Annotated in this window: 9 protein-coding genes, 1 tRNA gene and 1 pseudogene; 10 read left to right on the top strand and 1 reads right to left on the bottom strand. The window is 32.0% G+C overall.

All coding sequences use genetic code 11. The features are described 5' to 3' along the window. Positions 1-124: 124 nt before the first annotated feature. From CLPUN_RS01355 to CLPUN_RS01320, 8 genes and pseudogenes are all read left to right on the top strand, one after another. Positions 125-700: pseudogene (locus CLPUN_RS01355) on the top strand (hypothetical protein); the annotation flags it as partial. Positions 701-790: 90 nt separating this feature from the next. Next, positions 791-2,002, top strand: a complete 1,212-nt coding sequence (locus tag CLPUN_RS01350) for an efflux RND transporter periplasmic adaptor subunit (protein WP_077845586.1) — start codon at positions 791-793, stop codon at positions 2,000-2,002. Positions 2,003-2,015: 13 nt separating this feature from the next. After that, the gene (locus CLPUN_RS01345) at positions 2,016-5,081 is read left to right on the top strand and encodes an efflux RND transporter permease subunit (protein WP_077845585.1); all 3,066 of its coding nucleotides are present in this window, start codon (positions 2,016-2,018) and stop codon (positions 5,079-5,081) included. Between the two features lie 252 nt (positions 5,082-5,333). Further along, the gene (locus CLPUN_RS01340; RefSeq protein ID WP_077845584.1) at positions 5,334-5,618 is read left to right on the top strand and encodes a hypothetical protein; all 285 of its coding nucleotides are present in this window, start codon (positions 5,334-5,336) and stop codon (positions 5,616-5,618) included. Between the two features lie 419 nt (positions 5,619-6,037). Next, positions 6,038-6,505 (top strand): RNA polymerase sigma factor, encoded by a 468-nt coding sequence (locus tag CLPUN_RS01335; RefSeq protein WP_077845583.1) that lies wholly within the window; start codon positions 6,038-6,040, stop codon positions 6,503-6,505. Further along, positions 6,502-6,729, top strand: coding sequence for a helix-turn-helix domain-containing protein (locus CLPUN_RS01330; RefSeq protein WP_077845582.1), 228 nt, complete (start codon positions 6,502-6,504; stop codon positions 6,727-6,729). Before CLPUN_RS01335 ends, CLPUN_RS01330 begins: the two co-directional genes overlap by 4 nt. A 507-nt stretch (positions 6,730-7,236) precedes the next feature. After that, positions 7,237-7,476 (top strand): helix-turn-helix domain-containing protein, encoded by a 240-nt coding sequence (locus CLPUN_RS01325; RefSeq protein WP_077845581.1) that lies wholly within the window; start codon positions 7,237-7,239, stop codon positions 7,474-7,476. A 106-nt stretch (positions 7,477-7,582) separates the two neighbouring features. Continuing rightward, positions 7,583-8,809, top strand: coding sequence for a tyrosine-type recombinase/integrase (locus tag CLPUN_RS01320; protein WP_077845580.1), 1,227 nt, complete (start codon positions 7,583-7,585; stop codon positions 8,807-8,809). A 34-nt stretch (positions 8,810-8,843) separates the two neighbouring features. On the opposite strand, the gene CLPUN_RS01315 is transcribed toward CLPUN_RS01320, so the two are convergent. Further along, positions 8,844-8,929: transfer RNA gene (locus CLPUN_RS01315), tRNA-Leu, on the bottom strand. Between the two features lie 560 nt (positions 8,930-9,489). On the opposite strand from CLPUN_RS01315, the gene CLPUN_RS01310 reads away from it, so the two are divergent. Both CLPUN_RS01310 and CLPUN_RS01305 read left to right on the top strand, forming a co-directional pair. Continuing rightward, a complete protein-coding gene (locus tag CLPUN_RS01310) occupies positions 9,490-10,182 on the top strand; it encodes an iron-sulfur cluster assembly scaffold protein (protein WP_077845579.1) in 693 nt (230 codons plus the stop codon). A gap of 25 nt (positions 10,183-10,207) precedes the next feature. Further along, on the top strand, positions 10,208-11,209 hold the full coding sequence (locus CLPUN_RS01305; protein ID WP_077845578.1) for a GGGtGRT protein: 1,002 nt from the start codon (positions 10,208-10,210) through the stop codon (positions 11,207-11,209). The last annotated feature ends 894 nt before the right edge of the window (positions 11,210-12,103 follow it).

Genomic DNA, 12,103 nt, shown 5'->3' with positions numbered 1-12,103 from the left:
GATTATCTTTTATAATAACCATTTGAATCACCTCACAAAATAAATCTAGATTTATTTTGTGCAAACTCATCGAATAATATAAAGCTGTTTTGCCAAGCTATGAATTTTATTAATTAGAACTTATATAGATAAATATCTAAAATATGAGACTGAAATATTGAAGTTAACAAAAGATTATATGAAAGATCTAAAAGATGATGGGATAAAAGATATTATGAATGAAGACGTGGCAGAAGCTCCTAATAAGTCTAATTATATTACAACTGATGTTAATGGTAATTCAACTTTGGATTCTGGTACATATGCGTTAAACTTAATAAGTTATGAACAACAAGAACTAACCTATTACGTTAAGCTTAAATCTTATGAATCTTATTTAGATGGTAAATATAGTTATGATGAAGCGCAAGTTAAATTAGATGATACCGAAAAGAGTATTAAAAATGCATTAAAAGAAAACTATTCAACACTTCTTGATTTAGAAAATAAAATAGATACTTTAAAAGAGCAGGTTAATTCAACAAATACAAAACTTAAATTTGCAAATGCTCAAGTAGATATGGGGTTAATGCTTAAAAATGACTATTATAAACAAGTTGTAGCAAGTGAAGATTTAGATACTTCCTTAAGAAAACTTATCTACACCCATAATAATCTAAGGGACAGTATACAAGAACCGTGGATATTAAGTAACTCATAAAGTTCTTATTGAATAAACAAGAAATAACGGAAAAAATGGGATGATAAATGATATTACGTTATTGTAACAGTGTGAACACAAGGAGGATATATGAACAAGAAAATATTGGCTATTGGGTTAGTGCTTTTAAATTTTGCTACATTGACTGGTTGCAGTAGTAAAACAGAAACAAAAACAGATATAAAAACTTATCCAGTAAAAACTGTAGAACTTAAAGAGGAGAGTTATCCAAGTTCATTGGAATATGAAGGGTTAACAGGGGGAAGTGAAGTTAGAAAACTTTCATTTAAAAGCTCTGCAAAAGTTGCAAAAATATATGTTTCAAAGGGCCAACATGTGAAAAAAGGAGACAACCTTGTTGATTTAGATAAAACAGATTTAAATTTTGCAATGGAAGGAGCAAAAGCTCAAATGGATGCAGCTTCAGCACAATATGACAAAGCTGTAAATGGAGCTCAAGCTGAAGATATAAATAAAGCACAAATAGCAGTAAAGAATGCAGAGGATAATTATAATTACTGTAAAGATTTATATGATAAAAATGTTAATTTATATCAAATGCAAGCAGTTACAAAGCAACAGGTAGATGATCTTAAAATAAAACTAGATAGTAGCGAAAGTGCTTTAAATAGTGCAAAGGAAACTTTAAATCAGCTTCAAAATGGAACAAGAGGAGAAGATAAACAAGCGGCACAAGCTCAATTAAATACTGCAAAGGCTAATTATGATTCGAAAGCTAACTTAGTCCAAGATGCTTCTCTTACAGCAGATGAGGATGGGTACATAGTTGACGTTCTTTGTAAAGAAGGAGAAATGCAACCTGCGGGCAATCCAGTTGTTTTAGTTAGAAGTGAAAATCAAGTTGTAACTATAGGATTATCTGATGATGATGTAAAAAAAGTACAGATAGGAACAAAAGCAAAAGTTAAAATAGATGATAATACTGTTGATGGAGAAATTATGAACGTAGTTCAAGCTGCTGACAAACAAAGTGGAACTTATAGTGCAGAAATTAAAATTTTAAATCCAATAGATAACGATAAATTTTATATAGGCCAGTCAGTAAAAGTTAATATTAGTGAAGGTGAAAAGAATGGAATATGGATTCCTATTAGCAGTATCTTAAATGATGGAGAAGACTATGTCTATGTAATAGAAGGTGGACGTGCTGTAAGAAAAAATATAACTTTTGGAAATACTAATGAAAGTGAAGTATGTGTAGATGGGCTAAAAGCTGGAGATAATCTTGTAAGCGAAGGTATGAAAAATATAAAAGCTGGATATCAAGTTTCAGTGGAATAAAGGAGTATGAATTATGGGATTGATTAATGGAGCTATAAAAAATAAAAAAATAGTATTATTTCTAGTAGTTATAGCTATTATAAGTGGTTTTTACTGTTATTATATTATTCCTAAGCAGGAAAGCCCAGACGTTTCATCTCCAGCTGCAATGATTACAACTGTTTATCCAGGAGCTTCTCCCAGTGATATAGAAAGTTTAGTTACAAAAAAGATTGAAGAAAAAGTAGAAGAAATAGATGGTTATGATTATTGTGAATCGTATTCTGAAAATAGCGCATCTATAGTTATTGTTGTACTAAATAATGATACAGACAAGGAGAAAGCATGGCGTGATTTAAGAGACAAAATAAAAGATTTAAAAGCTGACCTTCCAGATGGATGCCAAGATAGTCAAATAAATACGAAACTTACAGAGACTGCAGGTATGATAGTAAGTGTATCAGGTGATAATTATTCGTATGAGCAGTTAGGAAATTATGCAGATGATATAAAGAAAGAGTTAAGTAATGTTAGTGGAATTTCCAGATTTGATATAGAAGGAAAACAGGATAAACAAGTAAAAGTAGATGTGGATTTTAGTAAAATAAATAAATATTCCGTTTCTCTTGAGGATGTATGTGGTGTATTAAAGGCACAGAATATAGAAATTCCATCTGGAAATTTAGACTTAAGTACTGGAAAAATAAAAGTACAGACCCCTGGCAGCTTTACATCTATTCAAGATATAGAAAATACAATTATAAATGTTTCTAAGGATACTGGACAGACCATAAAGATTAAAGATATTGCCAATGTCCATATGGATTATGATGATGATTCTAATTATAAATATACTAATAATGGAGAAAATGCAGTATTACTTTCAGGTTATTTTCAAGATAATAAAAATATAGTTTTAATAGGTGATGATGTACAGAAAAAATTAGATGAAATCAAGGAACAATTACCTAAAGATTTAAAAATAGATGAAATTACATTCCAGCCTAAAGATGTAAATAAATCAGTTTCTTTCTTTATGGAAAATCTTAGAGATGGTGTAATTCTTGTAGTAATAACTGTTCTTATAGGGATGGGCTTTAGAAATGCAATGGTAGTTTCAGCAGTAATTCCTATATCTATTGCTATGTCCTTTATTGCCATGAATGCTTTTGGAATAAAAGTCCATCAAATGTCTACAACTGCACTTATAATAGCTCTTGGAATATTAGTAGATGATGCAATTGTAATTGGAGATGTGGTTCAGGTTGGAATTGATCAGGGGATGTCAGGAGATGAAGCGGCATTTAATGGTATAAAGAAATTATTTGTACCTGTATTTACTTCTACGCTAATTATTGTAGGTGCTTTTTCACCACTTTTAAATATACCTGGTGCGGTTGGGGAATTTATGAGAACTTTGCCCCAAGTAGTAATGATATGTATAACTTGTTCGTATATATCAGCACTATTTATAACTCCTGTCATGTCATCTCTGTTTTTTAGAAAGAGTAAAAATGTTAATAAAGAAAGTAAAATCAGAAAAATGTTCCGAGGACTTTTAACTTATGGACTTAAACATAAAATAAAGGTTATTATAGCTGCTATATGTGTGTTTATAGTGTCTATGGGATTAATGAAAATGCTCGGAATGCAGTTCTTCCCTCATGCAGATAAAGATATTATTTATATAGATGTTTCTAATGAAAAAGTTGACGATATAGATAGCACAAGTAATTTAGTAAAACAGGTTGAAGACGTCTTAAAATCACAAGAAGAAGTTACAAATTATACTTCAGCCATAGGTGGTGGTATGCCTAGATTTTATATTACTTTACCTACTGTAGCGCCATCAAAAGATAAAGCTCAAATTATGGTTAAGGTAGATATAGAAAAAAACAAGAAATTTTCTTCAAGAGAAAAATTAGTTGAATATTTACAAAGCCAATTAGATAGCAAAATATCCGGAGGTACTACATCAGTAAAGCTTTTGGAGCAGGCACAGCCAATAGGAGCACCTATTCGTTTAAGGCTTACTGGTGATGATTTAAATAAAATTTATGTTGCTTCAGATCAAATTCAAGAAAAGTTGAAAGATATTAAAGGAACATTAAATATAAGAGATGATGCAGCAAAGAAGACATATGAATATAAAGTGAATATAGATAGTACTGAAGCCATGCAGCATGGTTTGTTAAAATCTGATATTTTAAAACAGATAAACATTGCTTTAAAGGGATATAACAGTTCTGTGTACAGAAAGAATGGCAGTGATTATAATATATTAGTTAAAACTAATATTGCATCAGTAGAAGATCTGAAAAATTTACAAGTAAAATCAAGCGTTACAAATAATAAAGTATTGTTATCAGAAGTAGCAGCTATAGATTTAGATTCACAGTTAGATCAAATAAAGCATTATAAGAAGGATAAAACTGTAACAGTATATAGTGATGTTAAAACAGGTTATAACTCTGTTAATATAGAAAATGCTTTAAACCAAGAATTAAATAAAATGGACTTAAATGGTGTAAATGTTCTTTATGATGGAGAAAAGCAGCAAATACAAAAGAATTTTACAAGCCTTGGGCTTGCAGGAGTTCTTTGTATGGTAATAATCTATGTAATTTTATTTGTTCAATTTAAATCTTTCATACAACCGCTTACTATAATGTGTTCGCTTCCATTATCATTAATGGGAGTAGCAATAGGGCTTCTAATATTTAGAATGTCCATATCACTAACTGCTGTAATGGGAATAATAAGCTTAATTGGAGTAGTTATAAGGAATGCAATACTGCTTGTGGAATATATAATTGATGGAAGAAAGGAAGGTCTTTCAATAGATGAAGCATGTATACATGCTGTAAGCCAAAGATTTAGACCAATAATACTAAGTTCAACAGCGACTATTACAGGACTTATCCCTCTTGCATTTTCTAAGAGTGCATTATTTGGGCCTATGTCTGTAACTATAATATTTGGACTTGCATCGGCTACTTTCCTTACATTTATAGTTGTTCCAGTAATATATTCTTTAGTTAATACTAAGTTAGAAGAGAGACAAATAAAGAAAGATAAAGCTAATATTGAGTCACAATAATAAAAATAAGAAGTATCAAAAGAGATGCTTCTTATTTTTTAAGCAATAAACTTGTTACATAAGTGAGAAAAAATTGTTATCACTTGCTACTAATACGGTGAATTAGTGCGGCTGAGCAAGGTTATGTAAGTTAAATGGTGGAAATCCATTCCAAAAAGATTAAGTCAAATCATTCAGTAGCGAGTCATGGAGATAGATAGGCATCCATGAGGTCAATGGAATATATAAAGAATATTTCGAAGGAACAAAATAATGCAATATCTTATAATAGAAATGCATTTGACAATATCGGATCAGCAACGAATTCAATTATTAATAATATTTACAATAACATCATATGTTAAAGCTCTTTTACTTGGTGACGATGAACTATATTTAGGTCTTGATGTTATATCATCAATAATATCAGTTTTTTCTATTTCAGCTAAGTTTTCAGTCACATTCAGTAGCTTAGATGAAATAGTTTTTTATTCAAATTTATCACCTTCCGCACTTCCTCTTATACATAATAGTATTACCCAAATATTATTTGTATAAAAGGTTTGGAAAATTCTAGCGGACAGGTTTTTAATTATTATTTGATACATTTATAGTTTATACAATACAAAAGTAGCAGTAATTATTCAACAGACGTAAAATAAGGAGGTCGTTGTTATGAGCTTAAAATACAAAGCTTATCCTCATAAACAAAGTAGCTTTATAAAAAAGTTTATTTTCATACTGGGATAACTCGACACAACTTATGTAGAATTATGTCAGACAATAAAAAATATGTCTATTCAAAAGTCTGTAGGGATGATTACGTCCGCTCGGGCTTTTTTCAGTTCTTAAAAAATTCTCCTAAATATAGTATTTTCTGCAACAAGTATCAGCCTCCTGGTGAGAGTCAGTGTGAAAGAGGGAAAGAGAAGAAAAATTTTCTCTTTATTCACTGGCCGGGGAAGGGGGGAATCTCTATGAAGTCATTTTCTTTGAATAAATTACCACTTGAAAAACTCAATCATCAGATACAGGATGATTTTCAGACAACCATCCAATTTCAATTTGATTATATGGCAAGAAAAGTAATGATATGTACTCAAAGTAACTGTCGCCGATCTATTGGTAGACGTAGCAGGCATGAGTGCCTTTTTTCGGAAATATCAGATTTGGAATTGAATAAACTGCAAACTTTCGATACATACCATTTGGATAACCAGATGTATGAAATCTTATCACTGGATGTGGAAGTTACTGACTATCAAATTGCAAAGGCACTAGATATTTTGTCAAAACGCAAGCGTGATATCATTCTGATGTTTTATTATCTAGAAATGTCGGATGAAGAAATCGCAGAAGAATTGGCTGTAAACCGTAGTACTATATATCGTAACCGGACTAGTGCATTAGAAATTATAAAAAAACTATTAGAGGAGGAGCTATGAAAAAAAGAAAGAAGTTGATTTCCTTTCATATCATAAAAGCAGCAAGTGATGGTGATGCTGTGGCAATACAGTATATATTGAAGCATTATGAGGGTTATATCGCCAAGCTTTCTACAAAGGTGCTTTCTGATGAATGTGGTGACGGATATTACTTTGTGGACAAGTCTATGCAGGAGCAGCTTACTACAGCCCTGCTACAAATGATTTTAAATTTTAGAATCTAACATCCTTATTGGGCGCAGGGCGACATCCCATACGCCCTAGTTTAGAATTTGTCATTCTATCAAAGCATATTGTCTGTTCAGTATGCGCTGACAGGCTGACAAAGCCTATTTTGATTTTTGACAAAGAAAGCGCCATCAGTGGTGCAGTATATAAAGCAATCGGATACATTCAATATGCAGAGAGCCAGCGGGCTGGAACGCCATGACCAATGAAAGGAGGGACAAAAAGTGAGCGACTATGACAGCGATCCGCAAGTAACCTGTGGCAAGGTTGCTGCCATGATCTGTATATTGGAATAATGATACTCCTGCCTTGAACGTCTGCACGGCATTGGGCGGTACACCCATAAGTATGGGATAAGGTGAAAGTCCTGTGGAGCTTGCCAGAGCCGTTTGATTTGCTGATTTTTAATAAGATAGATATTTGATTATATATTAAAGAGTTATTTATTAAATAATATTTTGATATGTAATTAAATAGTTTATGAAGGGATGTGTACTGTGATTATGGAGGCAAATATTAATGAAAACAATGCATATTGTCTATTGTTTAGAGAATATCCTGATGTAGTAAATATTAAAGAGATGTGTGAAATACTTGGGGGAATAAGTATTAAAACTGGATATAGAATTTTAAAAGAAAATAAAATTAACCATTTTAAAATAGGAAGAGCATATAAAATCCCTAAAATTAGCATACTTATATATCTGAAAGTAATTCAAGAATCAAGTATATACATGATTTAACACTTAATTTAGTGCTTTAAAATCTTGAAAGCAATCAACGCATAAGATATAATAAAGATGTCAATGGTAGGGTGATAAAAATTGTTACAAAATGGAGGGAATAAATATGGTAGCAGGTCACCTACAAGAAAAAAAAGGTTATTTTTATATGGTATTAAGTTATAAAGATTTAGATGGAAAGAGAAAAACAAAATGGTTGCCAACAGGTCTTTTAATAAAAGGAAATAAGAAAAAAGCAGAAGCAATGTTGATGGAGGCAAGAAGAAATTTTAAAATTATTTCTGAAATTGAAGATGAAAATATTTTATTTTCAGATTTTATGTTAAGTTGGTTAGAAATGATGAAAAATAATATTGAGGTTACAACATATGCATCATATTCTAACTGTGTAAAAAAACGTGTGGCACCTTATTTTAAGGAAAAGAAAATATTATTAAAAGATTTACAACCCAAACATATTCAAGCATATTATCAACATGAATTAAATGATAATAAGATTAGTGCTAATACAGTAATTCATTATCATGCTAATATTAGAAAAGCACTACAATATGCGGTAAAGATTGATATGATACCATCGAATCCAGCAGATAAAGTTGAAAGACCTAAAAAACAAAAATTTGTTGGTAGTTTTTATGATGGAGAAGAAATTAATAAGCTATTTGAAGTGGTTAAGAATAGTAAAATAGAGCTTGCAGTTATGTTAGCTGCCTTTTATGGTCTACGAAGAAGTGAGATAGTTGGTTTGAAATGGGATGCAATTGATTTTAATAATAAATCCATTACTATTAAACATACAGTTACAGAAGTTTCTGTTGAAGGTAAAGTGGTTATAATAGAAAAAGACAGAACTAAAAATAAAGCAAGTCATAGAACATTACCTTTAGTACCACAATTTGAAGATTTACTTTTAAAAATAAAAGAGCAGCAATATATAAATAGAAAGATATGTAAGAGTTCTTATTGTAATGAATATCTAAAATATATTTATCTAGATGAAATAGGACAGCGTATCAAGCCAGGATATATTACTCAACATTTTCAAATTGTACTTGCTAAAAATAATTTAAGGAAAATAAGATTTCACGATTTACGACATAGTTGTGCAAGTTTATTATTAGCAAATGGTGTGAGGATGAAAGAGATTCAAGAATGGCTTGGGCATAGTGATTTTTCAACAACAGCAAATATTTATGCTCATCTTGATTATAGTACAAAAATAGCATCAGCCAATGTAATGGTAAATTGTTTAAATGATAAAAAGTTCTCTCGCAAAGTAGGAGAGAACTTAGAAGAAAATACAGAAAATAAAAAAAGCCATATTGCAAGATAAGTCAAGCAATACAGCAATTTACTAACATAAGCTATGGTGCCGCTAGCCGGACTCGAACCGGCACGGTATCACTACCAGAGGATTTTGAGTCCACCACGTCTGCCATTCCATCACAGCGGCAAGTAATATTTATTTTTAATTCTCACTGTTCATACTCTAGATATTGGAGAGAACAACAGGAGAGAACTAACTATTAAAATTTTTAATTTAGCATTCTAAGAATGGCTAAAATACAAAGCTTACAGACAATATACACACCTAGATTCACATCATGACGAACTCGATTTTGAGTCCACCACGTCTGCCATTCCATCACAGCGGCATGTAAACTGACAAAAATTATTTTATCATGTATTAGAAAATATTTCAACACTTATTTTTGAAAAATTAAATTCTTTTTGTGAAAATATACTTTAATGCCAATAAATTCTCGAAATCCTTCCCTAAAATTTTACCTAATTAAAGCTAATTAAAGGTTTTTATTCATTTCTAGTGTAGATTTTCAAATAAAAATGTATAAATTTTTAAATAAAGGTTGTTACAAATCAAATCATTTGCTAGAATAGTAATAGGGTAAATGCCCCAGTGGGTTATTTTATGCCCAACTACAATATTAAAATGCTTAGAAATAAGATTTGATAGTGTAATTATCTATTTAATTTAGGGAGGAGCAAAAATATATGATGTATTCAAAAGAAGTTGAAGAAATGTGTGTACTTGCTAAAGGTCCTAATCACGGACCAGCGCCAATTCCTGCAGAAGGAAAATGGGTTCAATCTAAAGAAGTTACTGATATATCAGGATTAACTCACGGTATAGGTTGGTGTGCGCCACAACAAGGAGCTTGTAAATTAACATTAAACGTTAAGGATGGTATTATTCAAGAAGCATTAGTTGAAACAATTGGATGTTCTGGAATGACTCATTCAGCTGCTATGGCTTCAGAAATTTTACCAGGAAAGACTATATTAGAAGCATTAAACACAGACTTAGTTTGTGATGCTATAAACACAGCGATGAGAGAATTATTCTTACAAATCGTTTATGGAAGAACTCAAACTGCATTCTCAGAAGGTGGACTACCTATCGGAGCAGGTCTTGAAGATTTAGGAAAAGGTTTAAGATCTCAAGTTGGTACTATGTATGGAACTTTAGCTAAAGGACCTAGATACTTAGAAATGGCAGAAGGTTATGTTACAGAAGTTGCTGTAGATGAAGATAAAGAAATCATTGGATATAAATTTGTTAACTTAGGAAAGATGATGGAAAGTATCGCTAAGGGAGTAAGTGCTAACGAAGCATTAGAACAGGCTAGAGGTCAATACGGAAGAGTAGCTGATGCTGCTGAATTATTAGACCCAAGACATAAATAATTATTTGTAAAGGAGGAATTTTATTATGGCATTATTTGAAAGTTATGAAAGAAGAATTAACCAAATCACTCCAGTATTAGAAAAGTACGGAATGAAGACATTAGAAGATGCAAAGGCAGTATGTACAGAGATCGGAATCGATCCATATACAATTGCAAAAGAAACTCAACCAATCGCATTTGAAAACGCTGGATGGGCTTACGTTTTAGGTGCTGCTATAGCTATAAAGAAAGGTTGTGTTAAGGCTGCTGATGCTGCTGAAGCAATTGGAGAAGGATTACAAGCATTTTGTATCCCAGGATCTGTTGCAGATGACAGAAAAGTTGGTTTAGGTCACGGAAACTTAGGAGCTATGCTTTTAAGAGAAGAAACTAAATGTTTTGCATTCTTAGCAGGTCACGAAAGTTTTGCTGCTGCTGAAGGTGCTATTAAAATAGCTGAAAAAGCTAACAGAGTAAGAAAAGAGCCTTTAAGAGTTATCTTAAATGGTCTTGGAAAAGATGCGGCATTCATTATTTCAAGAATTAATGGATTCACATATGTTCAAACTCAATTTGACTACTACACTGGAGAAGTTAAAGTAGTTAAAGAAAAAGCATACTCAAACGGAGAAAGAGCTAAAGTAAGATGTTACGGTGCTGATGACGTTAGAGAAGGTGTTGCTATCATGCATATGGAGGGGGTTGACGTATCAATCACTGGTAACTCAACTAACCCTACTAGATTCCAACATCCAGTTGCAGGAACATACAAGAAAGAATGTATAGAACAAGGTAAAAAATACTTCTCAGTAGCATCAGGTGGTGGTACAGGAAGAACTCTTCACCCAGATAACATGGGAGCAGGTCCAGCTTCTTACGGTATGACTGATACTATGGGAAGAATGCATTCAGATGCACAATTCGCAGGATCATCATCAGTTCCAGCTCACGTAGAAATGATGGGATTAATCGGAGCAGGTAACAACCCAATGGTTGGTATGACTGTTGCAGTTGCAGTTGCAGTTCAAGAAGGAATGACAAAGTAGTTGAAGTTGTTGTTCCTTAATAAAAAAGAACTGAACGAAATAAAAAAGTTCTGAATACAAGCCCAATGTAAGGTTAAAATTTAACCAAGCGTTGGGCTTTTTTTGTCCCCAAAAATTAAACCACAAAATCTTGCCGTACCCCCCTCGCTACGCATAGCCGACTGCACCCAACACATTGCAATCACACATCTTAAAGCAAATCACCCAACTACAAATATTCAGTGAAAAGAAGAAGAAAAGAGGAAAAAATACCGAAAAGGAATAGAGAAAAAAGAAAGAAAATCGTTCAGAACTTTATTATCACGGAGCCTGTGGATAACCAGAAAAAATGGGCTATTTTCGTTCAGAACTTTATTATTAAGGAAGAAAGAGGAAAAAGGGGATGAAGGTAGATGGAATAAGGGATTGAAGGGGATTGGGGGTGTTAAGGAGTTTTTTATCAAGGAACAAGTTATGAAGAATAATAAAAAACATCCCCATCTATCATTCAAAATCCCCAAACTCATAATAAAGTTCGGGAAAAATAGATAGGGAATACGCCCCGCAGGGAGTTCTTAGGAACAAAATGCGGGGCTTTTTTGCGTTCAAATCAAGCAAAAAATCAAATGAAATTTCCAGTTCTAAAGCATGAAAAAGTTGCGGGATTTATGCCTGTATCTATTCAAGCTTTTATTCTTATACATCTTAAAGTATTGTCTTTGAGGGAGGGATAGAAGTGAGAGTAAACCGAAGCGAAGCCTTGCGTTATGTACATGTTAATATGAAAGTGGTTCTTTCCATAGTTAGTTGAACTTCTATTTAATCTGATATATTATTATAGAGATTTATTATTTTGAAAGTAGGATTTTTAATGGATAACTTTATTAAACTTTTAGATAAAAACCTTAATTTTAT

Origin of the sequence: Clostridium puniceum, assembly GCF_002006345.1 — a bacterium.
GTDB classification, from domain to species: Bacteria; Bacillota; Clostridia; order Clostridiales; family Clostridiaceae; genus Clostridium; species Clostridium puniceum.
The sequence above is the reverse complement of the archived record's forward strand: the minus strand, read 5'-3'. Positions and strand labels throughout refer to the sequence as shown.

What these genes read in the sequence shown, in the direction of transcription:
- CLPUN_RS01350 (WP_077845586.1), top strand. Translation starts at nt 791, where the DNA reads ATGAACAAGAAAATATTGGCTATTGGGTTAGTGCTTTTAAATTTTGCT.
- CLPUN_RS01345 (WP_077845585.1), top strand. Translation starts at nt 2,016, where the DNA reads ATGGGATTGATTAATGGAGCTATAAAAAATAAAAAAATAGTATTATTT.
- CLPUN_RS01340 (WP_077845584.1), top strand. Translation starts at nt 5,334, where the DNA reads ATGCAATATCTTATAATAGAAATGCATTTGACAATATCGGATCAGCAA.
- CLPUN_RS01335 (WP_077845583.1), top strand. Translation starts at nt 6,038, where the DNA reads ATGAAGTCATTTTCTTTGAATAAATTACCACTTGAAAAACTCAATCAT.
- CLPUN_RS01330 (WP_077845582.1), top strand. Translation starts at nt 6,502, where the DNA reads ATGAAAAAAAGAAAGAAGTTGATTTCCTTTCATATCATAAAAGCAGCA.
- CLPUN_RS01325 (WP_077845581.1), top strand. Translation starts at nt 7,237, where the DNA reads ATGGAGGCAAATATTAATGAAAACAATGCATATTGTCTATTGTTTAGA.
- CLPUN_RS01320 (WP_077845580.1), top strand. Translation starts at nt 7,583, where the DNA reads ATGGTAGCAGGTCACCTACAAGAAAAAAAAGGTTATTTTTATATGGTA.
- CLPUN_RS01310 (WP_077845579.1), top strand. Translation starts at nt 9,490, where the DNA reads ATGATGTATTCAAAAGAAGTTGAAGAAATGTGTGTACTTGCTAAAGGT.
- CLPUN_RS01305 (WP_077845578.1), top strand. Translation starts at nt 10,208, where the DNA reads ATGGCATTATTTGAAAGTTATGAAAGAAGAATTAACCAAATCACTCCA.